Genomic DNA, 22,465 nt, shown 5'->3' with positions numbered 1-22,465 from the left:
ATCTGGCCTCCTGAGCACTTCCAAAGAAGTGGGCGGGTGGAGGCTGCACTGGCTGACGAGACCAATACCGCGAGATCCTGAGTCAGGTGAAGGCAGCGATGCGATGACTGGGGTATGCCTGACTGTCAGTCAGGTGCAGTCCATTCCGTGGGCTGCGGCACCATCATCTACAACGCTGTTGCTGGGGACTTCGGTGTTTGTCACGCCGATTGTCACGAGGGGGAATGCCGAAAAGACTTGTACGAGGTGGCCTGCAGCAGTGGTAGGAGCGCCCGTCTCTTTCCGGGAGAAAGAGACGGGCGCAGGTTGGCGCACGGGAATGGCCAAGCGGATAGGTTGCTGCAGGGCAGCTATGAAAGGGGATGAGTTGCCGCAGTGGGCACACGGGTAAAAGTAGGCATCCATCACATCGCTGTGACCGTGCGAGCCGCCGGACGCTCATCGCACTTTGGGAGAACCACCACGGTGTGGCGTAGCCTTAAAGGTTCTGGCTACCTGGGTTGCTGTCGACGACAGCGCTTTGCCCGATCTTTTCTACGCCTGTGGATAATTCAGTTCGCGCCACGTGTGGACGTTTTTGTGGACGCTCCAGAAACAACAAAGCCCCTGCATTTCTGCAGAGGCTTTGTTTTGTATGGTGCCGGCACCAGGAGTCGAACCCGGGACCTACTGATTACAAGTCAGTTGCTCTACCAACTGAGCTATACCGGCGTGTTAGGGCGACGATTATAGCGATTGGCGTGCGTCTGTAAACCCCTGAATTCTGACTATTTTTGCGTCGCGGTCAGGTCATGCGCGGCGCAGGACGGTTTTGAGTTTTTGCACGGCGCGCCAGGCGCGGCTGTTTTGCATGGCGCGCAGTTGGGCTTCGGCTTGTTCGGCGCGTTGCAGGGCGCTGGCCAGGGCTTTTTCGGTGTCGGCGATGGGGTGGCTGAACTTGTGGCCTTCACAAAACTGGAATTCGTCGAGGTTGCACGGTGGCAGTTCGAAGGCGCCTTTGAGGTGCAGGTGTTCTTCGGCGAGGTAGAAGGTGTTGATGCCGTCGAACAGGATGGAGTGGTAGCCAGCGCCGGTGATCAGGGTTTCCCAGGTCTGGTCGCGGTTCCACGGGGTTTCGATGAGGATGATCCACGGCCGGTACTGGCTGAAGTCCATGCCGCGCAGCACGGTTTCTTCGTGGCCTTCGACGTCGATTTTCAGGAAGTGGATGGGGCGGTCCTGGGCGTATTGCTCGCAGATCGAGGTCAGGGTGCGGGATTTGACGGTTTGCGTGCGCACGTCCATGCCGGCGTCTTTGTGCTGCTGGGCGAGCGCGGGGTCGAGGGTGGAGAGGCCGGTGCCGGCGATGCCGTAGAAGGTCAGGTCGTCGGCGGATTCGCCCACCACGCATTGCAGATTGGTGTCGTTGGGCCGGAGTTGGCTCAGTTTGTCGTAGAAGTCTTGCACCGGCTCGACGTTGACGCCGGTCCAGCCGCGGTCATAAAAGGCTTTGGTGACGGAATCGGAGACTGGGTCGTTAGCGCCCACATCGATATAGAAGCCGTGTTCGAAGAACTTCAACGCGCGCCATAAACGGATGTCTTCGAAGTTCTGTGCGTAAGAAATAAACGTCACTGTGCTTTCCCTGTTCGTCGATGAGGTCGCGACTGCACACACATTAGCGGCCTTCTTGGCGTTGGTATAACAAGCCTGACGACCGCGCGCAATTGCCTCCCGAATAGGTCCGGAATTCGGCGGTTATGTCGTTTTGCTTGGATGCTTATGCACAACGCCATTGTTGAACCGCAGATCAGGATCCAAGATTTGTGGAGTCGTTCTCATTAGTGCGCAAATGACTGTTTTACTGGTTTTTTATCCGTATGAATAAAAAACGACCAGTAGCTGTTTCTGCCAGTAATCAGTGTTTTTATTGAGCCTGTAAAGTTTTCATCAACAGAGTTATCCACAGGCAGGCGCTCAGGTTAGCGCTCAGCCAGAAGCAGCAGATTCCGGGGTGTCAGGGGTGTTTCACAGAACAGGCCGAGCCGCACGTTGTAACCCTGCCCTTGTAGGAAAAGTGCTCGGTCCAGATTCAGCCAAATCTCCAGTGGCCGTCGGAACAGCCCGCGCAGCAGTTCCAGGTTGCGCACCTGCGCCAATCGCTGCCAGCCAGCCGATTCCAGCGTAGACCAGTTTTGCGCGCCCACTGTGGATAACTCTTTTATTTGCGCCAGATCGCGGCAGTAATCGGCGAACGGTTTATCCAGCCAGGCGCTGGGCAGCGAAGGCGTGGGCAAATACTCATCGATGCCGCGCAGTTGCCGCTGCAGCAGGTCAAAGGCCAGGCGTCGCGCCATGGAGGTATCGCGCTGGCGGCGGACACGGGCGCCGGCGGTGACGGTTTCGCTCATCGGCAGTGCAAGGTCTTCGAGCGATAGTTGTAAGGCGCATGCCTTGGCGGCGTCGGAAAGTGGTTGGTAGTCCGTGGTCCCGATGCGGTTGTAGCAACACGGGGCAATCGCCAATTGCCGGCAGCCGGCGCCGCTGGCCAAGTGCATCAAGCGCACATGCAGATCGCCGCACGCGTGCAGGGCTACCGGCGTGTGTTCGGCGTTCAACAACGCCGCTGCGCCAGGGGCGAGCACGTCTTGCTCGACGTGCAGTGCGCGCAGGTGATGGCGCTGGCTGAGTGCCTGACCGCTCGCGACCAGCGCCGGGTCGTGTTCCAGGCAGGTGAGTTGTTGCGTATCGGCTAAAAGACGACGGCCGAGATGACCTTTGCCGGCGCACCAATCCAGCCAGTGCGTTGGGGCGTGCGCAAAATCAAGACGCCCGGCAAAGGCTTCGATCTGTTGCCATTTGCGGCCGGGCACGTCGACGTTCAAGCGATGGCGGGCCGTGGCCAAACCAGCAGCGGGAAATAGTCCTACGGCGCTCAGTTCAATGGACTGCGTCGCCAGGGACGGGAACGGCGCCGGCGCGTCGAGTAATTCCGGGTGGTTGTGGCTGGCTTCGGCGTCTTCCAGGGAGCGCTGGCGTAGCCAGTGCGCCAACTCTGGGTAGGACGTTTCCCACGCTAAATGCAGATGAGTAAACGGTCGCGGTTTCCACAGCGCTTGATGCTCGCAGAGGAAAGCATCAAGCGCAGTGAATCGGGCGAGCAGCGCATCGCCCGTCAGCACCGTGCCGTCAGCGACCTTGGCAGGCATCGACGCGCAACCAGCGCTCCAGCAGCTTGAAGCCGCGCACCAGCACATAGGCCATCAGCAAATAGAACATCCCGGCGGCGAAGAAGATCTCCACCGGCAAATAAGTGCGGGCGATGATGGTGCGGGCCATGCCGGTCAGCTCCAGCAAGGTCACGGTGCTGGCCAGGGCGCTGGCCTTGAGCATCAGGATCACTTCGTTGCTGTACGCCGGCAGGCCAATACGCGCCGCGCGGGGCAGGATGATGTAAAACAGGGCTTTGGGTTTGGACATGCCCAAGGCCCGCGCCGCTTCGATTTCCCCCGGCGGGATTGCCTGGATGGCGCCGCGCAGGATCTCGGCAATGTAAGCGGCCGTGTGCAAGGTCATGGTGGCGGTGGCACACCAGAACGGGTCGCGCAGGTACGGCCACAGAGCGCTGGTGCGCACCGCATCGAACTGTGCGAGGCCGTAATAGACGAGAAACAGTTGAACCAGCAACGGTGTGCCGCGGAAAAAGAAGATGTAGCCGTAGGGAAATGCCCGCACGTACCACAGACGTGACGACCGGGCGATGCCTAGCGGGATCGCCAGCAGCAGGCCGGCAATCACCGCAATGGCCACCAGCTCCAGAGTCAGGGTCGCGCCTTGGGCCAGTTTCGGCAGCCATTTGATGATGACTTCCCAGTTCATTGGGTGCTCCTCGCGAAGCCGCGAGCGGCGCGTCGTTCCAGAAAGTGCATGCCGATCATGGCCAAAATGGTCAGGCCCAGGTACATGAACGCGGCGACCATATAGAAGGTGAACGGTTGCTTGGACACGGTCACGCCGATTTGCGCATGGCGCATGATTTCTTCCAGGCCGATGACCGAGACCAGCGCGGTGTCTTTCATCAGGATCATGAACAGGTTGCCCAGGCCGGGCAGGGCGATGCGCCACATCTGCGGCATGATCAAACGGGTGAAGATGCGGGTTTTCGACAGCCCCAGTGCGACGCCGGCTTCGCGGTGGCCTTTGGGAATGGCCAGGATCGCGCCGCGAAACACCTCAGTGGCGTAGGCGCCGAAACACAAGCCGAGGGCGATCACTCCGGCGGCGAAGGCATTCAGTTCGAGGTCGGGTTTGCCGAAAAACTGACCCAACGCTCGCATCAGGTTGACGGTGCCGAAGTAGATCAACAGCACCCAGAGCAATTCTGGAATGCCGCGTACCAGGGTCGAATACGTACCGCCCAGCCATTGCAGCGGCTTGTATCGCGACGTCTTGGCCAAGGCCCCGAGCAGGCCAAGCACCAGCCCCAGGCATAACGCCGAGAGTGCCAGTTTGACGGTCATCAGCGCGCCAGCGGCAAGCGCCGGGCCGAATCCGTAGAGATCGATAGTCATGGGTGTTTAGTCAGGTCGCAGCAGGCTTTCAATACCCGGCGCGGTCAACGACGGCGCCGGGTCAGGCCGCTCAGCTATTAATAGATGCTGAACGGGAAGTACTTGTCGTTGATCTTCTTGTAAGTGCCGTCTGCGACGATTTCTTTCAGGGCGACGTTCAGCTTCTCGCGGATGGCATCGCCTTTTCGTACAGCGATACCGATCTTGTCGCTTTCTTCCACCGGGTCGCCCTTGAATTCGTAAGGCTTGCCGGCGTCGCTTTTCAGCCACTCGTAGTTGACATATTTGTCCGCGAGGATGCCGTCCAGGCGACCGGAGGTCAGGTCGAGGTAGGCGTTTTCCTGGGTGTCGTAGAGTTTGACTTCGACGCCCGGCATGTTGTCTTCGAGGAAGGTGCCGGCGAGGGTAGCGCGTTGGGCGCCGATGACTTTGCCTTGCAACGAATCCTTGTCGGTTTTGAATTCGACGTTCTTCGGCGCAATGAACTGCAGCTTGTTGGAGTAGTACGGGTTGGTGAAGTCCACCGCTTGCTTGCGCTCTTCGGTGATCGACATCGAGGAGATCAGGAAGTCGAATTTGTTGGCGTTCAGCGCCGGGATGATGCCGTCCCAATCAGACGTGACGATGGTGCACTCGACTTTCATCTTGGCGCACAGCGCGTTGCCGATATCGACGTCGAAACCCACCACATTGCCGCTGGCATCTTTGTTGTTGAACGGCGGGTAGGCCGCTTCGACGCCCATCTTCAGGGTTTCGGCGACGGCACCAGCACTGAACGCCAGGGTAACGGCGGCGGCCAGGAAGATTCTTTTGTAATTCTGCATGCGGGTAGCTCCGTTAGCGGTTGCTGGACATGAATTGTTTGCAGCGCGCCGAAAGCGGGTTTTCAAACACCTGCTGTGGCGATCCTTGCTCTTCGACCACGCCCTGATGCAAAAACACCACTTCGCTGGACACCTGACGGGCAAAACCCATTTCGTGGGTCACTAGCAGCATGGTTCGGCCTTCTTCGGCCAGGGCGCGGATCACATTTAGTACTTCCTGGACCATTTCCGGGTCAAGCGCAGAAGTGGGCTCGTCGAACAGGATGACTTTGGGCTGCATCGCCAGAGTGCGGGCGATTGCCGCGCGTTGCTGCTGGCCGCCGGAGAGTTGCGCTGGATAGGCGTGTCGCTTGTCAGCGATGCCGACTTTAGCCAGCAAGGCTTCGGCGACTTCGATGGCTTCGGCCTTGCTCTGGCCAAGCACGCGGCGCGGGGCTTCGATGATATTGTCGAGCACGCTCATGTGCGGCCACAGATTAAAGTTTTGAAACACAAAACCAATCTCGCTGCGCAGGCGATTGATCTGTTTGCCGTCGGCGGCCACCAGTTCGCCGTTCTTTGCGGCCTTGAGTTTGAGTTCTTCACCCGCCACCAGAATCTGGCCCTGATGCGGGTTCTCCAGCAGGTTGATGCAGCGCAGGAAAGTCGACTTGCCGGACCCGGAGGAACCCAGGATCGAGATCACATCGCCGTCGCGGGCGGTCAGCGAGATGCCTTTGAGCACCTCAAGCGAACCGTAGCGTTTGTGCAAGTTGCGGATTTCCAGCGCGGGCGTGGCCTCAGCCATGTGGGTTCCTCATTAACTAGTGCGCTCCTGCTGTTGGATGGCCGTCCTGACGAAGCGGCCACGCTAGCATAGCGTCTGAATGCCAGCCAACCGGCCCCGGACGCCGGGCGGCGCAACGATGATGAGTTGTCGCATTGGCGCAGCAGACTGTCGCGCCATCAACAACAAGGCGTATTAGATGCCGGCTTGCCGGTGTAGATCGCAGGCCTGGCGTGAAAAAAGGCGCGATGGTGCCAGCTTTGGCCTGGGGTGTGAAGCGTTAACCGGCCGAAGACGGCCGGAATGCACTTTTAGTGTGCGAAAGTGTGTCTTTAAGTGTTTTTATAGTGCGCCGTTTCGTTTAAGAAGTGAGTCGCAGGGTAACGCTCTGGCTAATAGCCATTAATCTCAATGACTTGCGATGACCGTCCGGTCGCGCTGTAGGCCGCGTCCTACCGGTTCGTGCAACATTTTGGCGCAATTATTGCGTGCAGAATAAGAAACGCCCCGTTGGATTCTTTTTACGAGAAGGCTTCCGAACCGGGCGACCGCATTCGCTTTCCCTTACAAAGGTAGTTTCAATGAGCAGTACCCAAAGCTCTAATGGCCTCGAACAGGGGCTCAAACCGCGTCATGTGACCATGCTCTCGATTGCCGGGGTGATTGGTGCCGGCCTGTTTGTCGGCTCTGGCCATGCCATCGCTGCAGCGGGCCCTGCCGTGCTGCTGGCCTACGCCGCCGCCGGTACCCTGGTGGTGCTGGTGATGCGCATGCTCGGCGAGATGGCCGTGGCGTCGCCGGATACCGGTTCCTTCTCGACGTACGCCGACCGTGCAATTGGCCACTGGGCCGGTTTCACCATCGGCTGGTTGTATTGGTGGTTCTGGGTGTTGGTGATTCCGCTGGAGGCCAACGCCGCTGCGACCATCCTGCATGCCTGGATCCCTGACGTGGCGATCTGGGTGTTTACCCTGGTGATCACATTGCTGCTGACGGTGACCAACCTGTTCAGCGTCAAGAATTACGGTGAATTCGAGTTCTGGTTCGCCCTGATCAAAGTCATCGCGATTATCGGTTTCATTGTGCTGGGCATCGCGGCGATCTTTGGCTTGCTGCCAAACAGCCAGGTCAGCGGCGTTTCGCACCTGTTCGACACGCAAGGCTTCCTGCCTAACGGCATGGGCGCGGTGCTGGCGGCGATCCTGACTACCATGTTCTCGTTCATGGGCACCGAGATCGTCACCATTGCGGCGGCTGAATCGAAGAACCCTGGCCAGCAAATCTCCAAGGCCACCAACTCGGTGATCTGGCGGATTGGTTTGTTTTACCTGGTGTCGATTTTCATCGTGGTGTCGCTGGTGCCGTGGAACGACCCGGTCCTGGCGAGCGTCGGTTCGTATCAAACCGTGCTTGAGCGCATGGGCATCCCGAACGCCAAGTTGATCGTCGATATCGTGGTGCTGGTTGCCGTCACCAGTTGCCTGAACTCGGCGCTGTACACCGCGTCGCGCATGATGTTCTCGCTGGGCAAGCGCGGTGATGCCCCGGCTGTGTCGCAACGTACCAACAAAAGCGGAACCCCGTATTGGGCGGTGATGCTGTCGACCGGTGCAGCGTTCCTGGCGGTGTTCGCCAACTACGTCGCCCCGGCGGCGGTGTTTGATTTCCTGCTGGCCAGCTCCGGCGCCATCGCATTGCTGGTGTACCTGGTGATTGCCTTCTCGCAACTGCGCATGCGCAAACAGCGAGTGGCACGCGGTGAGAAAATCGCCTTCAGCATGTGGCTGTTCCCGGGCCTGACTTACGCCGTGATCGCTTTCATCATCGCAGTGCTGACCATCATGCTGTTCCAGGACGCCCATCGCGTGGAGATTCTCGCGACCGGCCTGCTGAGCGTGTTGGTGGTCGCCGCCGGCCTGATCGTCGCGCGTCGGCGCAAGGCGGAAAAGCGTGGCGCGGTGGTGTTGAGCTGATTCACCTGGCTTGACGTAAAAACGGCCGCAGTCAGGGATGACTGGCGGCCGTTTTTTGTTTTGTGCTCAGGCGCTTATTCGGCCTTTTGTTCCTGCGCTTCCAGCGACTGGCGATAGCTGTCCAGCGCAGCGCCGAAGTCGGTGATGAATTGCGGGTGGGTAAGCCAGGCCTGGGCGGTGTCGCGGTCCATGCCGTCTGCCCACATGCGGTAGTCGATCAGCATGTCGGCGGCCAGGTGAGTGGCGGCCATGGCTTCGTTGTCGGCGTTTTCCATGTCCAGCAGTTCGGGGTGGTCATTGATGATTGCGCTGAGTTCATTCAGCAGGATCATCAGCATCTCGTAGCGGCTGGTGGCCTCGGCGTCGCGCATTTTGCTGAACATCGCCAGGGTGTATTCCGGGATCGGCTCGCCGATGTCGCCCAGGTCGTCGTCCAGCGTGGCGGGCTTGCGGCCGAACATGTTGATCTGTTTGGCTTTGATCTTTGCGCGCTTGGCGCGCTTCTGCTGCTTGTTAAGAGAGGCCATGGGAACTCAGGTCGGTGTCTGTGGGTTTTGTGCAGCGATGACGTCGGACGCTGCCACGTAGTCTTTCTGGAAGGCTGGGGATTCGATCCAGGCCAGGGCCGCGGCTTCATCCGCCTCGGTGGACCATTGGCGGTACTCGATCAGTGCGGCGAGGATGAAGTCCATCGCGCCTTCCTCACCTTCTTGTTCGTACACCAGCGTCAGTAACGGGTCTTCGAGGAAGGCCATGCACATGGCTTGCTGGCTGGTCTTTTCGGCATCGATCATTTTTTTGAACAGATCGGTCAGGTCGACCGACTCGAAGTCGATGCGGTCATCGTTCGGGTCCAGCTCGACCGGCGCGGCCGCCCGCTGAGTGCGGTTCTGCTTGGCCTTGGCTTTGGCGCGGGTGGCGCGTTTTTGCTGCTTGTTGGCGGAGGCCATGGGCGATGTTCCGTGTTCCAGTTGAGAGGGCAGGTCGCTTAGCGGCGCGGCACCGGTCGCCCCGGTGTGTCGGGGGGCAGTTCGCCGGTTTGCAGCCAGGACAGTGCAATGGGCCATAGTGTGGCTTGGTATGCGCTGCGAAAAAAGGCGAAATGTCCGACTTCTTTTTGGCCGATGTCTTCGGGCGTGATTCGCCAGTGGGTTCGGTCGCCGCCAGTAAAGTAGGCAAGCAACCGCTCGATCGCCGGAATCGTCCCGTAAGGGTCGTCGCTGATACTGATCGCCAGCAGCTGCGCGCTGACGGCGGCGAAGTTCTGCACATGCTGCTCCTGACCGCTGGGGCGTCGCTCATAGCGCGGCGTGGGCGTGCTCCAGTCACGTACGACGCCGGCGGGAGTGTCTTCCAGCCAGCCGAGGCGTTTGCCCGGGAAATAGCCGCAGAGCAGCGTCAGCAGCGGCATGATCACGTGCCATCTGCCAAACATTCGCCAGCGATGCGCTGCAGCATAGTCACGCCAGTAGGCGAATTGCGCGCCAACCGTCACCACGCGTCGGATTGACCTGCCCGACGCCGCCAGGCCTACCGCGCAGCCTCCGAAGCTGTGCCCGACCACATCAATCGGTTGCCCCGCAAACTCCCGTTGTGCGCGTTTGAGCATCGCCTCGAAATCCAGCGCGCCCCAATCGCTCCACGAGGCCCTGAGCCCCTTCAACGAGGCCGGACGAGACTCGCCGATGCCCCGGTAGTCGTAGGTAATGACATCGAAGCCATTGGCGAACAGGTAAGCGGCAAAACGCGAGTAGTGCCGGCAGCGCACCGACGTGGCGGCATTGATGATCACCACTGGGCGCGTCGGGTCTGGCACGCCGTGGCGCCAGATAAAACCACCGAGGCGGTAGCCGTCGGCCGCTGTTTCCTGGAACGGCTCGCCGGACGCCGGGCTGGGCTGAACGCGCTCGGTTGGAGCGCAGGGCGGTGCGGCCGAGTCCTGCACATTCATCGACTGTGGACCTTTGCGGGTAGTTGCCAACCATAGTCTGCGCGAGCTGCGTGGACAATTGGCTTGTTGCTATTGGGCTTGGTTGAGCAAGCGCTCTTCAAACCGGAAGTGGGTCCAGCTCAATTCGTGACGCAGTGCGTCACAAATTGGGAAAGCCATGTAGAACAAGCGCATGTTACGAAGGTTGGACGCGTCAAATCCTTTGCCAAACTGCGCTGTCAGCGATTTGGCGAGCGTCACTAACAGTTGTTTTCCATAGACCGCCCGACTCGCTCCTTCCTGCTCGAACTCAACGATATGCCGCCCGATCTGCCAACAGGTTTGCACCTGGGCCGTGTCAACGGCGCGCATAACGGTTTGCCTCGCCTCGCGGATCAGGCTGCCGAGTTCACCGAGCAGGGAGTTGATATGGGGGTCTTGGTTGTTGTCAGTTTTCAGCAGGGGCATGAGATTTTCTGCATCCGGGACAGAGGGCAGAAAAGAATGACAAAAGGGGAGTGGGTGCGATGCCGGGCGTTGCTGACAACGCGGCGAGAAAGGTTGGAATAGTCTGCCGGCTGAGTGCTGCTGACGAGTCATCTACAGGCTTCATGGCCTGTGGTCCGATTCGCCAAGCCTGTGTCACCAAACGCCGGGCATAAAAAAACCCTGAATCTGCGATTCAGGGTTTTCGGTATTTGGTGCCCAGAGACGGAATCGAACCGCCGACACGGGGATTTTCAATCCCCTGCTCTACCGACTGAGCTATCTGGGCAACGGGGCGCATTAAACGGGTTTTTCAGGGGGTCGTCAAGCAAGTTTTCAAAAAAAATTTAACTATTACCGTCGCTTACGAAGCGACCCCCGATGAAACGGGGTTATTCGGACGGCGGCACGTAGCCTTCGGCCTTGGCGTATTCCTCGCCGGAAAAGTACTTGTCCATCTCGCCTTGAAGGTATTTACGGTCTTCGGCGTTCATCATGTTCAGGCGTTTTTCGTTGATCAGCAGGGTTTGATGCTTCTGCCAGTCAGCCCAGGCCTTGGCCGAGACGTGATCGAAAATGTCCTGGCCCTTAGCACCGGGAAACGGTGCGCGCTCCAGGGCTGGCAATTCTTCTTTGTACTTGCGGCACATGATGGTGCGGGTCATGACAACTCTCCTGCGTTCAAGACGGCGGCCGCGCGTTCGAGCAAGGTTTTGACCGGGGCAGCAAGGCCCAGGCGCGGCGGGGTGGCGAGGTTATACCAGAGCCAGTCGGCCTCGGCCACGTGATGACCGGCTTCTTGCACCTGAACCAGCCAGGGCTCGATCGCCAACTGGAAGTGGCTGAAGGTGTGCACCAGGCTTGGCAACGCTTGTTGCTCGCCCAATTGCAATGAGTGTTGCAGTGCCAGGTGTTGCAGATCGTCGAGGTCATCGAGTTCCGGCAAACTCCATAAACCGCCCCACAGGCCGGTCGACGGGCGGCGATAAAGCAAAATGGCGCCGTCGCGGTTGGCCAGCATCGGCATCAGCGTGCGCTTCTGCGGAATCGTTTTGCGCGGTTTGGGGATTGGGTAGCGAGTCTCGAGACCCAACAGGTGTGCTTCGCAGCCTTTTTCCAGCGGGCACAGCAGGCAACTCGGCTTGCTGCGGGTGCAGAGCGTAGCGCCCAGGTCCATCATCGCCTGGGTGTAGGCGTTGACGCGATCATGGGGGGTGAAGCGTTCGGCGTTGGCCCACAACTGCTTGGCGACTTTAGGCTCGCCCGGATAACCCTCCTGAGCGGTAAACCGCGCCAGCACCCGTTTGACGTTGCCATCAAGGATCGGCGCCCGCAGGCCCATGCTCAGGCTGGCGATGGCACCGGCGGTGGACAGGCCAATGCCCGGCAACTCGACCAGTTTTTCCACATCCCGTGGAAACTCGCCGCCGTGTTCGGCGACGACGATCTTCGCGGTTTTCTGCAGGTTGCGCGCGCGGGTGTAGTAACCGAGGCCGGTCCACAGGTGCAGCACCTCGTCTTCCGGCGCGGCAGCAAGGGCTTCGACCGTGGGCAGCGAAGCCATGAACCGGTCGAAGTAATTGAGCACGGTGCTGACTTGCGTCTGCTGCAACATGATTTCCGAGACCCACACCCGATACGGCGTGATGCCCTGTTGCCAGGGCAAATCGTGACGGCCATGGCGGTCGTACCAGTCCAGTACCGCGCTGGAGAACTGCTCCGCTCTCATCGTTTGAACAGCCCTTTCAGTGCGTTTTTCAGTTCCGGGCTGACTTTGTCGCCTAATTTTTCGTCGATTTTTTCGCTGATCTTGTCGCCGGCCAGTTTGGTGGCGACCTGGCCCATGCGCTCATTGTCGAGGCGGCAGGCCTTGGCGCCCAGTTCCAGCGGACCGCGGCAGCGCAATGGCCACTCGATGCCGACAAACTTGTCACCCACCTGGCAGGCCGGATCCGGCATGGCGCTGGTGTCGCCTTCAACGACGATGCCGACGCGGTAGTCCATGCCCATCACGCGCAAATCGATGTCGCCATCACCGTTGACGGTCATGCCGGGAATGCGCACTTTCAGGTCTGGATTACTGGCGACACCGTTACGGAACGTCAGATTGCCCCTGAGCTCCTGGAACGGCGTGTCCTTGCCCCGCGGTTCGCCGCTGAGGGATTTACGATTGAGCGTGGCGATGCCTTTGCACAACTGCTGCTCAAGGTTGGCGTTAAGCAATACGCCATTGTTGATGACGAAACTGGCATTGCCATTGAGGGTTTCGATCAAGGCTTTCTGGCTGTTGCCGTTGCCGGTGAGGTTGCTGTTGAGCGTCACCAGACCTTTGACCGGCGGATTCTTGCCCTGGCTTTCGAGGATTTTCTCTGCCGGCACGCGGCTGATGCTGGTCTGGATACTCAGTGCCGGCACCGGCTGGCGCACGTCCAGCGTGCCTTTGGCGTTGAAGTTGCCGTTGTACAACTCGCCACGCAGGTCTTGCAGGGTAAGCAATCCGCCCTGGCCGGTGGCTTTGAGCGTGGCGTTCTGGATCGGCAGTTTGTCGAGGGTCAGTTGGCCGAAGCTCAAGTCAGCGTCCACATCGAGTTTGGCCAGGCGTTCCACCGGCAGCAGGCGCTCGGTGCTCCAGGCGCCTTTGGTGGGTTTGTCAGGTAGCGGCGTGGTACCGGCGCCGGCCATGGCGTCGGCTTCGGTGCTGGCGACCTCGGCCTGACGTGCTTGGGTCGCATTGGTGGCCTCGGCGGATTTTGGCTTCAAGTAACGATCAACGTTGAACGTATCGGCCTTGAGGGTTGCGCGCAGCGATTGCTTGGCGAAATCCTCGATCGCGATGCGACCGCTGAAGGAGCTGTCATCGAGCTTGAGGTTGATGTTGTCCAGCGACAGGCTGGTCGGCGTGGCGGCCACGCGGCTGACCAGTTCGACCTTGCTCAGGCTGCCTTCGCCCATCGCCGGCAGCGTCTGGCCAATACTGTCGACGAATTTTGCCAGGTCGAATTGTGCAATCGACAGGCCGCCGCTGATCTGCGGCGTCTTGTCGAGGTCGTTGACTTTCAGTTCACCCAGCGCACGCAACTGGTTGGCGGAAATCTTGATCCCGGTCCACTCGGCGACATTGGCTGCCTTGTCCACCAGCACCTGGCCTTGTGCAGCGAAGGTCATGGTCTTGCCTTGCAGTGGATCGCCAGTCACTTCGCCGGACAGCTTCATGTCTTCGAACTGGTAACGCTGCAGCGCCCGGGCGATGCGCATTTCCCCGCTGAGTTCGGTACGCACCCGCATGGCGGGTTGGTTGGACGAGAGGAATGCGGTGAGTTTGACCGGGATGTCGGTGGAATCGTGTATCGCGCCGGTGCTCAACTGGATGCTTTCGGCGGTGAAATTCTTGCCGGTCTGTTCGTCGGTGTATTCCACCCGCGCGTTATTGACCGTCAGGCTGTCGATGTCCAGGCGAATGGGTTGCGGTGGTTTTTCGGCTTCGGCGGGGGCTTGCGGCGCAGCAGGCGCTGGCGTACCGGCGGGCGTGGCGCCAGCAGTGTCCGGTAGTTTGCCGATGTCTTCCCAATTGCCATGGCCGTTTTTGTCCCGGTTGAGCCGCAGGTTCAGGCCTTCGACGCGCACATCGCTCATTTGCACTTCGCGGCGCAGCAGCGGCAATACCCGCACCGACAGGCCGAGCATTTGCAGGTCGGCATAGGGTTCGGTGGGCTTGATCAGGGTGGCAACGCTGGCTTCGTGCAGTTCCAGACCGAGCCACGGGAACAGGCTCCAGCCGATGTCGCCGTTCAGCGTCAGCTCGATGTGTGCCTTGTCGCGGGCGATCTGGCGGATCTCTTCTTTGTAGTCATTGGGGTCGAAGAGGTGGGTCAGGGCAAAGCCCAGTGCCACGATGACCAGCAACAGCCCGAGAAGTACCAGCCCCAGGATTTTGCCGAACGCTTTCATGGGCGAAGTCCTTGTAGTCGTCGAATTCGTAATTTAGCCGGGGAGTATAGCGCCGCGAAACTGACGATCGGTCAGCTCATGTTACAAGCGGCGTCCGCAACGGCTTGGTTTCAGTCACCAGCGACTCGCTTGCGAGGTGCCGGTCGAGGCTTTGCAAATGCGCATGCCTGCCGGGTTGCGACGGCATTTTTGGCCCTTGGTTCATCCGGTTTTTTCATGTTGGCCCGGCAGCGAGTCATTTTTCGCACGTCTATTTGGGACAAATCCCAAGCGACGCGGTGCGATGGGATGATTGTCGGTGGCAGCAATCGATCAGTAAATTTTGGCGTCAAGAAAAGGTCGCCAGCGGCGTCCCACAAGGGCTGTGGCCTGGTGGGATGAGTTATTCACCCTGCAAACGATTGCGCCGATTCAGAAAAGGTGATGTCAATTTGGTTTTTCTGTCACGTTCCGATGGTAATCTTCGCAGGTTCGCCCGACCTTCTGCGACGTGTTGTCGCGCGCCCTCATGGAGCTCCACCAATAAAACAGCCGTGCCTGTGCGTGCACGAAAAGGCTGTGGGTGTCGGGTGGCTGGCGAACCATACTAATAATTGGGGGATACATAATGAGTACGAGCATTACGGCGGGCGGCATTGCCGCCCAGCCTGCGTTCCTCTCCAAGGAACGCATCATCGCCAAGCCCGGTTTCAACCGCTGGCTGGTTCCACCGGCTGCCTTGGCCATCCACTTGTGCATCGGCATGGCCTACGGTTTCTCCGTATTCTGGCTGCCATTGTCCAAAGCGCTGGGCGTGACCAAGCCTGTGGCTTGCGCTCCAGACATGAGCTTCATCTCGCAAGTGTTCTCGTCGCAATGCGACTGGCCGATCTCCATGCTCGGCTGGATCTACACCCTGTTCTTCATCTTCCTGGGCTGCTCGGCAGCTATCTGGGGTGGCTGGCTGGAACACGCCGGCCCACGCAAGGCCGGCGTTGTATCGGCCCTGTGCTGGTGTGGCGGTCTGCTGATTTCGGCGCTGGGCATCTATACCCACCAGATCTGGCTGATGTGGGTCGGGTCGGGCGTGATCGGCGGTATCGGTCTGGGCTTGGGCTACATCTCGCCTGTGTCGACCCTGATCAAGTGGTTCCCGGACAAGCGCGGCATGGCGACCGGCATGGCAATCATGGGCTTCGGTGGTGGTGCGATGGTCGGTGCACCGCTGGCGACCGCGCTGATGAGCCATTTCGGTTCCGCCGAGGGCGTGGGCGTCTGGCAGAGCTTCGTGGCCATGGCCGCGATCTACTTCGTGTTCATGATCGGTGGCGCCTTGTCGTACCGCGTTCCGCCAACCGGCTGGAAGCCTGAAGGCTGGACCGCTCCGGCGAAGAAAGCCTCCAACGCGATGATCACCAATCGTCACGTACACGTGAACGTGGCCTGGAAAACCCCGCAGTTCCGCCTGGTCTGGCTGGTGCTGTGCCTGAACGTATCCGCCGGTATCGGCATCCTCGGCATGGCTTCGCCACTGCTGCAAGAAGTGTTCGGCGGCAAATTGCTAGGCAATGACCTGCCGTTCGGTCAACTGGACGCTGGTCAACTGGCTTCCATCGCGGCGATTGCTGCGGGTTTCACTGGTCTGTTGAGCCTGTTCAACATCGGCGGGCGCTTCTTCTGGGCGTCGTTCTCCGACTACCTGGGCCGTAAAAACACTTACTTTGTATTCTTCGCCCTGGGCTTTGCCCTGTACGCGTTGATCCCGAACCTGGGCCACCTGGGCAGCGTTGCGCTGTTCGTCGCGGCATTCTGCGTGATCCTGTCGATGTACGGCGGTGGTTTCGCCACGGTTCCGGCTTACCTGGCGGACCTGTTCGGTACGCAAATGGTCGGCGCAATCCACGGTCGGCTGTTGACCGCTTGGGCTGCCGCGGGCGTGTTGGGTCCGGTACTGGTGAACTACCTGCGTGAGTATCAGTTGAGCATCGGCGTTGAACGTGCCGCCGCTTACGACATCACCCTGTACATCCTTTCCGGTCTGTTGGTGCTGGGCTTCCTGTGCAACCTGATGGTTCGCCCGGTGGCCGACAAGTACTTCATGACTGACGCTGAGCTGGCGGCCGAACAGGCGCTGGGTCACGACAAGGGTGCGGATGGCAGCACTGTCCTGGAGTGGAAAGCGGCCCCGGGCTCCAAGCCGTTGGCCATCGCTGCCTGGCTGGCGGTCGGTATCCCGCTGGCGTGGGGCGTGTGGGTCACCCTGCAGAAAACTGCGGTGCTGTTCCACTAACCGCTGAGTAGACGCTTCACTTTTGTGGGAGCGAGCCTGCTCGCGAAGAGGGCGTATCGGTCGACATAAGCGTCGGTTGACACACCGCTTTCGTGAGCAGGCTCGCTCCCGCAGTCGTTTCTGCCTGCTTGTACTGACATGTCTATCGTCGACGGTGCGGCATTCAGCCCGTCAGTCATATCACCCCGCGTGTTTCTGTTTGGCGCCCGCGCCCCTATAATGGCTGCCTTTTTCGCCCAATGATTTTTGCGGAGCTGGTGATGGCCGAACGTATGGCGTCCGTCGAGCGCGACACTCTGGAAACCCAGATCAAAGCCTCGATCAACCTGGATGGCACCGGAAAGGCCCGATTTGATATCGGTGTCCCTTTTCTTGAGCACATGCTGGATCAAATCGCCCGTCACGGGCTGATCGACCTGGATATTACGAGCAAGGGCGACCTGCATATCGACGACCACCACACCGTGGAAGACGTCGGTATTACCCTCGGCCAGGCCTTTACCAAAGCCATCGGCGACAAGAAGGGCATTCGCCGCTATGGCCATGCCTATGTTCCGCTCGATGAAGCGCTGTCGCGCGTGGTGATCGACTTCTCCGGCCGTCCAGGCCTGCAGATGCACGTTCCCTACACCCGCGCCACCGTAGGCGGCTTCGACGTTGACCTGTTCCAGGAATTTTTCCAGGGCTTCGTCAACCACGCCAACGTGACCCTGCACATCGACAACCTGCGCGGGCATAACACCCACCACCAGATCGAAACCGTGTTCAAGGCTTTCGGCCGCGCACTGCGCATGGCCGTGGAGCTGGATGACCGGATGGCCGGGCAAATGCCTTCGACCAAGGGCGTTCTGTAATGCAGACGGTCGCGGTTATCGATTACGGCATGGGCAACCTGCACTCGGTGGCCAAGGCCCTCGAGCATGTGGGGGCGGGTAAAGTGCTGATTACCAGCGATGCGGACGTGATTCGCGAGGCCGACCGGGTGGTTTTCCCTGGTGTGGGCGCGATTCGCGATTGCATGGCGGAGATCCGTCGCCTGGGCTTCGATTCGCTGGTGCGTGAAGTCAGCCAGGACCGGCCGTTCCTCGGCATCTGCGTCGGCATGCAAGCCTTGCTCGACAGCAGCGAAGAGAACGACGGTGTCGACTGCATCGGCCTGTTTCCGGGCGCGGTGCGGTTCTTCGGCAAAGACCTGCACGAAGACGGCGAACACTTGAAAGTCCCGCACATGGGCTGGAACGAGGTGAAGCAGACGGTGGAACACCCGCTGTGGCACAACATTCCGGATCTGGCGCGATTCTATTTCGTGCACAGCTACTACATCGCCGCCGCCAACCCGCGACAGGTGGTGGGTAACGGGCACTACGGTGTCGATTTCGCCGCGGCCCTGGCCGATGGCTCGCGCTTCGCGGTGCAGTTCCACCCCGAGAAGAGCCATACCCATGGCCTGCAATTGCTGCAGAACTTCGCCGCATGGGACGGTCGCTGGTAAATGGCCAAGAAGGTAAAGCCGCCGATCCTGACCCTCACTCCCGAGCAGGAGAACGAGGCCACTCACAAGATCAAACGCTTTATGGAGGATCGCTTCGAACTGGATCTGGGTTCGTTCGAAGCGGCGGAAATCCTTGAGCTGTTTACCCGCGAAATTGCTCCGCACTATTACAACAGGGCGATTTTCGACGTGCAGACGCACCTCAAAGAGAGGTTCGACAGCATCGAAAGCGACCTGTGGGCGCTCGAGAAAAACTGATTTCCGAGCCAAGCTGAACATTCGAATTTGAAGGTTTGCCAGATGCTGATTATCCCCGCTATCGATCTTAAGGACGGCGCCTGCGTCCGTCTGCGCCAGGGCCGCATGGAAGATTCCACGGTGTTCTCCGATGACCCGGTGAGCATGGCCGCCAAGTGGGTGGAGGGCGGCTGCCGCCGTCTGCATCTGGTCGACCTCAACGGCGCCTTCGAAGGCCAGCCGGTCAACGGTGAAGTGGTCACCGCGATCGCCAAGCGCTACCCGAACCTGCCGATCCAGATCGGCGGCGGCATTCGCTCGCTGGAAACCATCGAGCACTACGTCAAGGCTGGCGTCAGCTACGTGATCATCGGCACCAAAGCCGTGAAAGATCCGGCCTTCGTCGCCGAAGCCTGCCGCGCCTTCCCGGGCAAGGTCATCGTCGGCCTCGACGCCAAGGACGGCTTCGTCGCCACCGACGGCTGGGCTGAAATCAGCACCGTGCAGGTCATCGACCTGGCCAAGCAGTTCGAGGCCGACGGTGTATCCGCGATCGTTTATACCGACATCGCCAAAGACGGCATGATGCAGGGCTGCAACGTGCCGTTCACTGCAGCGCTGGCGGCGGCCACGCGAATTCCGGTGATCGCCTCCGGCGGCATTCATAACCTGGGCGACATCAAGTCGCTGCTCGATGCCAAGGCGCCGGGCATCATCGGCGCGATCACTGGCCGGGCGATTTACGAAGGCACTCTCGACGTCGCCGAAGCGCAAGCTTTCTGCGATTCGTACACCGGCTGAGGAAACGACCATGGCCCTGGCCAAACGCATCATCCCTTGCCTGGACGTGGACAACGGCCGGGTGGTCAAAGGCGTCAAGTTCGAGAACATCCGCGACGCCGGTGACCCGGTGGAAATCGCTCGCCGCTACGACGAGCAGGGCGCTGACGAGATTACCTTTCTCGACATCACGGCCAGCGTCGATGGCCGCGACACCACGCTGCACACCGTCGAGCGCATGGCTAGCCAGGTGTTTATCCCGCTGACCGTCGGCGGTGGCGTGCGCACCGTGCAAGACATCCGCAATCTGCTCAATGCCGGCGCGGACAAGGTGTCGATCAACACGGCGGCGGTGTTCAACCCGGAATTCGTCGGCGAAGCGGCTCAGCATTTCGGCTCGCAGTGCATCGTCGTCGCGATCGATGCGAAGAAAGTCTCCGGCCCGGGCGAAACCCCGCGCTGGGAAATCTTCACCCACGGCGGACGCAAGCCGACCGGCCTCGACGCGGTGGAGTGGGCGAAGAAAATGGAAGGCCTGGGCGCCGGTGAAATCCTCCTGACCAGCATGGACCAGGACGGCATGAAAAACGGCTTCGACCTCGGCGTGACGCGCGCGATCAGCGATGCGCTGGGTATTCCGGTCATCGCTTCCGGTGGCGTCGGTAATTTGCAGCACCTGGCCGACGGCATCGTCGAAGGCCACGCCAGCGCAGTGTTGGCGGCCAGTATTTTCCACTTCGGCGAATACACGGTGCAGGAAGCGAAGGCCTTTATGGCCCATCGCGGGATTGTGATGCGCTAAGTCGCGCACCTGAAAATCGATACAGGCCAGTGGACAGCATGGCGGGCTCAAGGCACTCTTGGGCACGCCATGGATTCCGGTAGCCCGACATGCTCAAACGCCTTCTCCTCGCCCTCGCCAGTGCTTCCTTCCTGCTCCTGAATGGGGCATTTGCCGAAGACAGTCCCGACACGGATCTGGTGCTGCTGACGGAAAATTTCCCGCCCTACAACATGGCGAAAAACGGCAAGAATTTCGCCCAGGACGAGAACATCAACGGCATCGCCGTGGACATCGTGCGTGAGATGTTCAAGCGCGCCGGCATCACCTACAGCCTGACCCTGCGATTTCCCTGGGAGCGCATCTACAAACTCGCCCTCGAGAAACCCGGGTACGGCGTGTTCGTGATGGCACGCCTGCCGGACCGGGAGAAACTCTTCAAATGGGTCGGGCCAATCGGGCCGGACGACTGGATCATGCTGGCCAAGGCCGACAGCAAGCTCAGCCTCGAAACTCTGGAAGACGCGCGCAAGTACAGGATCGGCGCCTACAAGGGCGATGCCATCGCTGAAACCCTGGCCAAGCAAGGGCTCAAACCGATCGTCGTGCTGCGCGACCAAGACAACGCCAGGAAACTGGTTAACGGTCAGATCGACCTCTGGGCCACCGGCGACCCCGCCGGCCGTTACCTGGCACGCCAGGAAGGCGTTAGCGGGCTCAAGACCGTGCTGCGCTTCAACAGCGCCGAGTTGTACTTGGCGCTGAATAAAGACGTGCCCGATGAAACAGTGGCCAAGTTGCAGGCAGCCCTGAATGAATTGCGCCAGGAAGGTATCGTCGACGACATCATGGCGCGCTACCTGTGATCCGTCAGTGCTGCGGGAGCAGGTCGATGCGTGTGGCAGACGCCTTGCCTGCGCGGTTGATCGCGTAGGTGCAGAGCGTCAGTGGCAGTTGTTCAGGCGTAAGCGTGAGGCTCGTAAACCAACGGTAATCCTTGCGCTCCGTCTGTTCGCAGCGAGTATCCTCCGCCGCCGCGACTTGATAGCGGTTTTGGGTGAAGTGCGGGTCGCCTCGGCGAGCTTCGACTTGATAGCCGCCCGTCTCAATGGGCGTAACCGTTACTTCCGGCATGCGCGCAGGCCCGTCATCCACTAACTGGGCGGAGAAAATCTTCGTATGTTTCAGCGCTGCGGCGTCGGGGCGCTCTTGCGCGGTATCTGTCCCGACGATGCACAGTGAGTACATACCGGGTTCACGGCCCATCACTGAATCAATTTCTGCGTCATGACTATCAGTGGCCGCGCTGTAGCCAGCCGGTGAGTAACAAGAGCGCGCATCGTTGACTGATTTGTAATGATAAAACGGTGTATCGGGAGAAAACGTTAGTTTCCAGGCAGGCGTTTGTTCATGTTCCTTGGGTGTGTATGCGTAGTCTGAAAAGCCGAAGCGCTCGGGGTTTAGATTGAAACTTTTATTGAGTGCGCAACTATTCAGGCGCGAATTGAAAGTACCGCTGACAAAACAACCCGCCAGGTATTCAACACTGTGGCTGTACTGAGCGTTTGTGGCTAATGTTGGTTGGCCATTTTTAACTTCGCAGGGTGTATTCCAGAAACACAAGGTATCGACAGTGGCTTCGTTGGTGGAGGTGAACAGCACGCTGGTGATTTCCCCCGTTGCCGGCTCGATCACCGGGCTCCCGGAGGAACCCTGGCCAATTCCCGCGCAGTGATTTTTCAAGGTATTGGCGAAGGTCCCGATGGACTCAACCAGTGCCGCATCGGTGGGGGCCTGGTTGCACGTGGCGAGACGCAGGCCGGATTCGGCGAATGCGTGAGGCGCCCCGACGATCTGGATCTCACCAACAGCGGCGGACGCCCGGGTCGATAGCCTGATCGGCGTAATCCCATCTTCTATGAGCGTTGCCAGCGGCGCTTTCAGTTGCAGAATGGCAAAGTCAGTGCCGACCATGCTGTTCCAGGTGGCTTTTTCGACGTCGTAGCGGTGATGTTCATCCGGCGTGTCGTTGAAATAATTGAAGACAACCGCCCCATCGAAGGGCTCATCAGTATTGGGACCCGGGTCATACGATACGCAATGGCCGGCCGTTAGCAAGTAAGCGGGGCCGACGCTGTTGTTATCGCTGTCGCGGGTGTCCAACAAAGTGGCAGTACACAGCGGTTCGCCACCCTTGAATAATTTGCCGATGCCGTTCCAATGAGCGTAGGAATTATCCTGGTTATTCAATAGTACCGATTCAGCAGGAGATGAACTTTGCGCGGCGCAGGCCGTTTGAGTCATTAATAACGCGCTTAAAGTATATGCGTGAAATAGCGGTGTCTTCATGACCGATCCTTGGTAATGATGTTTTTAATTAAGCAGCAACTATCGTTTTAGTGCGCGTCGCAAGTTTAAGCTGAGATTAA

Annotated in this window: 21 protein-coding genes, 2 tRNA genes and 1 pseudogene; 8 read left to right on the top strand and 16 right to left on the bottom strand. The window is 59.7% G+C overall.

Annotated features, from left to right (window positions below):
- Positions 1-635 precede the first annotated feature (635 nt).
- The 7 genes from RG836_RS17470 to RG836_RS17440 all read right to left on the bottom strand — a co-directional run bounded on the left by RG836_RS17470 (position 636) and on the right by RG836_RS17440 (position 6,161).
- Positions 636-711: transfer RNA gene (locus tag RG836_RS17470), tRNA-Thr, on the bottom strand.
- A gap of 78 nt (positions 712-789) precedes the next feature.
- Positions 790-1,614 carry an FkbM family methyltransferase gene (locus RG836_RS17465; RefSeq protein ID WP_310847872.1) on the bottom strand — a complete coding sequence of 275 codons (825 nt, stop codon included), beginning with the start codon at positions 1,612-1,614 and terminating at the stop codon, positions 790-792.
- A 347-nt stretch (positions 1,615-1,961) separates the two neighbouring features.
- Positions 1,962-3,188: a methyltransferase gene (locus tag RG836_RS17460; RefSeq protein ID WP_310847870.1), complete on the bottom strand. Its 1,227-nt coding sequence runs from the start codon at positions 3,186-3,188 to the stop codon at positions 1,962-1,964.
- Entirely contained in the window at positions 3,169-3,858 is a 690-nt protein-coding gene (locus RG836_RS17455; protein ID WP_310847868.1) for an ABC transporter permease, read from the bottom strand. The genes RG836_RS17460 and RG836_RS17455 overlap by 20 nt, the downstream gene beginning before the upstream one ends.
- Entirely contained in the window at positions 3,855-4,550 is a 696-nt protein-coding gene (locus tag RG836_RS17450) for an ABC transporter permease (RefSeq protein ID WP_310847866.1), read from the bottom strand. Before RG836_RS17450 ends, RG836_RS17455 begins: the two co-directional genes overlap by 4 nt.
- Before the next feature lie 77 nt (positions 4,551-4,627).
- Positions 4,628-5,374 carry an ABC transporter substrate-binding protein gene (locus RG836_RS17445; RefSeq protein ID WP_310847864.1) on the bottom strand — a complete coding sequence of 249 codons (747 nt, stop codon included), beginning with the start codon at positions 5,372-5,374 and terminating at the stop codon, positions 4,628-4,630.
- Between the two features lie 13 nt (positions 5,375-5,387).
- Positions 5,388-6,161 (bottom strand): ABC transporter ATP-binding protein, encoded by a 774-nt coding sequence (locus RG836_RS17440; RefSeq protein ID WP_310847863.1) that lies wholly within the window; start codon positions 6,159-6,161, stop codon positions 5,388-5,390.
- 560 nt (positions 6,162-6,721) lie between these two features.
- On the opposite strand from RG836_RS17440, the gene gabP reads away from it, so the two are divergent.
- Entirely contained in the window at positions 6,722-8,113 is a 1,392-nt protein-coding gene (gene gabP / locus RG836_RS17435) for a GABA permease (RefSeq protein ID WP_310847861.1), read from the top strand.
- Positions 8,114-8,187: 74 nt separating this feature from the next.
- On the opposite strand, the gene RG836_RS17430 is transcribed toward gabP, so the two are convergent.
- The 8 genes and pseudogenes from RG836_RS17430 to RG836_RS17395 all read right to left on the bottom strand — a co-directional run bounded on the left by RG836_RS17430 (position 8,188) and on the right by RG836_RS17395 (position 14,477).
- Positions 8,188-8,640, bottom strand: a complete 453-nt coding sequence (locus RG836_RS17430; RefSeq protein WP_310847859.1) for a hypothetical protein — start codon at positions 8,638-8,640, stop codon at positions 8,188-8,190.
- A gap of 6 nt (positions 8,641-8,646) precedes the next feature.
- Positions 8,647-9,063 carry a hypothetical protein gene (locus RG836_RS17425; RefSeq protein WP_310847857.1) on the bottom strand — a complete coding sequence of 139 codons (417 nt, stop codon included), beginning with the start codon at positions 9,061-9,063 and terminating at the stop codon, positions 8,647-8,649.
- 38 nt (positions 9,064-9,101) lie between these two features.
- A complete protein-coding gene (locus RG836_RS17420; RefSeq protein WP_310847856.1) occupies positions 9,102-10,064 on the bottom strand; it encodes an alpha/beta hydrolase family protein in 963 nt (320 codons plus the stop codon).
- 102 nt (positions 10,065-10,166) lie between these two features.
- Positions 10,167-10,511: pseudogene (locus RG836_RS17415) on the bottom strand (DUF1016 N-terminal domain-containing protein); the annotation flags it as partial.
- A 231-nt stretch (positions 10,512-10,742) separates the two neighbouring features.
- Positions 10,743-10,818: transfer RNA gene (locus tag RG836_RS17410), tRNA-Phe, on the bottom strand.
- A 103-nt stretch (positions 10,819-10,921) separates the two neighbouring features.
- The gene (locus tag RG836_RS17405; protein ID WP_175376539.1) at positions 10,922-11,194 is read right to left on the bottom strand and encodes an oxidative damage protection protein; all 273 of its coding nucleotides are present in this window, start codon (positions 11,192-11,194) and stop codon (positions 10,922-10,924) included.
- Entirely contained in the window at positions 11,191-12,258 is a 1,068-nt protein-coding gene (gene mutY, locus RG836_RS17400; RefSeq protein WP_310847854.1) for an A/G-specific adenine glycosylase, read from the bottom strand. The genes RG836_RS17405 and mutY overlap by 4 nt, the downstream gene beginning before the upstream one ends.
- The gene (locus RG836_RS17395) at positions 12,255-14,477 is read right to left on the bottom strand and encodes an AsmA family protein (RefSeq protein WP_310847853.1); all 2,223 of its coding nucleotides are present in this window, start codon (positions 14,475-14,477) and stop codon (positions 12,255-12,257) included. Before RG836_RS17395 ends, mutY begins: the two co-directional genes overlap by 4 nt.
- 607 nt (positions 14,478-15,084) lie before the next feature.
- Here RG836_RS17395 and RG836_RS17390 point away from each other — a divergent pair.
- The 7 genes from RG836_RS17390 (at position 15,085) to RG836_RS17360 (ending at position 20,902) form a co-directional block, all read left to right on the top strand.
- On the top strand, positions 15,085-16,746 hold the full coding sequence (locus RG836_RS17390) for an OFA family MFS transporter (protein WP_310847852.1): 1,662 nt from the start codon (positions 15,085-15,087) through the stop codon (positions 16,744-16,746).
- A gap of 260 nt (positions 16,747-17,006) precedes the next feature.
- A complete protein-coding gene (gene hisB / locus RG836_RS17385) occupies positions 17,007-17,600 on the top strand; it encodes an imidazoleglycerol-phosphate dehydratase HisB (RefSeq protein WP_310847850.1) in 594 nt (197 codons plus the stop codon).
- The gene (hisH, locus tag RG836_RS17380; RefSeq protein ID WP_310847848.1) at positions 17,600-18,238 is read left to right on the top strand and encodes an imidazole glycerol phosphate synthase subunit HisH; all 639 of its coding nucleotides are present in this window, start codon (positions 17,600-17,602) and stop codon (positions 18,236-18,238) included. Before hisB ends, hisH begins: the two co-directional genes overlap by 1 nt.
- Positions 18,239-18,496 (top strand): DUF2164 domain-containing protein, encoded by a 258-nt coding sequence (locus tag RG836_RS17375; RefSeq protein WP_310847846.1) that lies wholly within the window; start codon positions 18,239-18,241, stop codon positions 18,494-18,496.
- A gap of 42 nt (positions 18,497-18,538) precedes the next feature.
- Positions 18,539-19,276 (top strand): 1-(5-phosphoribosyl)-5-[(5-phosphoribosylamino)methylideneamino]imidazole-4-carboxamide isomerase, encoded by a 738-nt coding sequence (gene hisA, locus RG836_RS17370; protein ID WP_310847844.1) that lies wholly within the window; start codon positions 18,539-18,541, stop codon positions 19,274-19,276.
- A 10-nt stretch (positions 19,277-19,286) separates the two neighbouring features.
- Positions 19,287-20,057, top strand: a complete 771-nt coding sequence (hisF, locus tag RG836_RS17365) for an imidazole glycerol phosphate synthase subunit HisF (RefSeq protein ID WP_310847843.1) — start codon at positions 19,287-19,289, stop codon at positions 20,055-20,057.
- An 89-nt stretch (positions 20,058-20,146) separates the two neighbouring features.
- The gene (locus tag RG836_RS17360) at positions 20,147-20,902 is read left to right on the top strand and encodes a substrate-binding periplasmic protein (protein WP_310847841.1); all 756 of its coding nucleotides are present in this window, start codon (positions 20,147-20,149) and stop codon (positions 20,900-20,902) included.
- Positions 20,903-20,906: 4 nt separating this feature from the next.
- Here the strand turns inward: RG836_RS17360 and RG836_RS17355 are convergent, their stop codons facing one another.
- The gene (locus tag RG836_RS17355; RefSeq protein WP_310847840.1) at positions 20,907-22,385 is read right to left on the bottom strand and encodes a trypsin-like serine peptidase; all 1,479 of its coding nucleotides are present in this window, start codon (positions 22,383-22,385) and stop codon (positions 20,907-20,909) included.
- Between the last annotated feature and the right edge of the window lie 80 nt (positions 22,386-22,465).

This window comes from Pseudomonas rhizozeae (assembly GCF_031583775.1).
Lineage (GTDB): Bacteria > Pseudomonadota > Gammaproteobacteria > Pseudomonadales > Pseudomonadaceae > Aquipseudomonas.
This window is presented reverse-complemented; position numbering and strand designations above follow the sequence as displayed.

What these genes read in the sequence shown, in the direction of transcription:
- RG836_RS17425 (WP_310847857.1), bottom strand. Translation starts at nt 9,063, where the DNA reads ATGGCCTCCGCCAACAAGCAGCAAAAACGCGCCACCCGCGCCAAAGCC.
- RG836_RS17395 (WP_310847853.1), bottom strand. Translation starts at nt 14,477, where the DNA reads ATGAAAGCGTTCGGCAAAATCCTGGGGCTGGTACTTCTCGGGCTGTTG.
- hisA (WP_310847844.1), top strand. Translation starts at nt 18,539, where the DNA reads ATGCTGATTATCCCCGCTATCGATCTTAAGGACGGCGCCTGCGTCCGT.
- RG836_RS17455 (WP_310847868.1), bottom strand. Translation starts at nt 3,858, where the DNA reads ATGAACTGGGAAGTCATCATCAAATGGCTGCCGAAACTGGCCCAAGGC.
- RG836_RS17440 (WP_310847863.1), bottom strand. Translation starts at nt 6,161, where the DNA reads ATGGCTGAGGCCACGCCCGCGCTGGAAATCCGCAACTTGCACAAACGC.
- RG836_RS17405 (WP_175376539.1), bottom strand. Translation starts at nt 11,194, where the DNA reads ATGACCCGCACCATCATGTGCCGCAAGTACAAAGAAGAATTGCCAGCC.
- RG836_RS17360 (WP_310847841.1), top strand. Translation starts at nt 20,147, where the DNA reads ATGCTCAAACGCCTTCTCCTCGCCCTCGCCAGTGCTTCCTTCCTGCTC.
- RG836_RS17375 (WP_310847846.1), top strand. Translation starts at nt 18,239, where the DNA reads ATGGCCAAGAAGGTAAAGCCGCCGATCCTGACCCTCACTCCCGAGCAG.
- RG836_RS17430 (WP_310847859.1), bottom strand. Translation starts at nt 8,640, where the DNA reads ATGGCCTCTCTTAACAAGCAGCAGAAGCGCGCCAAGCGCGCAAAGATC.
- hisH (WP_310847848.1), top strand. Translation starts at nt 17,600, where the DNA reads ATGCAGACGGTCGCGGTTATCGATTACGGCATGGGCAACCTGCACTCG.
- RG836_RS17420 (WP_310847856.1), bottom strand. Translation starts at nt 10,064, where the DNA reads ATGAATGTGCAGGACTCGGCCGCACCGCCCTGCGCTCCAACCGAGCGC.
- RG836_RS17460 (WP_310847870.1), bottom strand. Translation starts at nt 3,188, where the DNA reads ATGCCTGCCAAGGTCGCTGACGGCACGGTGCTGACGGGCGATGCGCTG.
- mutY (WP_310847854.1), bottom strand. Translation starts at nt 12,258, where the DNA reads ATGAGAGCGGAGCAGTTCTCCAGCGCGGTACTGGACTGGTACGACCGC.
- RG836_RS17445 (WP_310847864.1), bottom strand. Translation starts at nt 5,374, where the DNA reads ATGCAGAATTACAAAAGAATCTTCCTGGCCGCCGCCGTTACCCTGGCG.
- RG836_RS17355 (WP_310847840.1), bottom strand. Translation starts at nt 22,385, where the DNA reads ATGAAGACACCGCTATTTCACGCATATACTTTAAGCGCGTTATTAATG.
- hisB (WP_310847850.1), top strand. Translation starts at nt 17,007, where the DNA reads ATGGCCGAACGTATGGCGTCCGTCGAGCGCGACACTCTGGAAACCCAG.
- RG836_RS17450 (WP_310847866.1), bottom strand. Translation starts at nt 4,550, where the DNA reads ATGACTATCGATCTCTACGGATTCGGCCCGGCGCTTGCCGCTGGCGCG.
- RG836_RS17390 (WP_310847852.1), top strand. Translation starts at nt 15,085, where the DNA reads ATGAGTACGAGCATTACGGCGGGCGGCATTGCCGCCCAGCCTGCGTTC.
- hisF (WP_310847843.1), top strand. Translation starts at nt 19,287, where the DNA reads ATGGCCCTGGCCAAACGCATCATCCCTTGCCTGGACGTGGACAACGGC.
- gabP (WP_310847861.1), top strand. Translation starts at nt 6,722, where the DNA reads ATGAGCAGTACCCAAAGCTCTAATGGCCTCGAACAGGGGCTCAAACCG.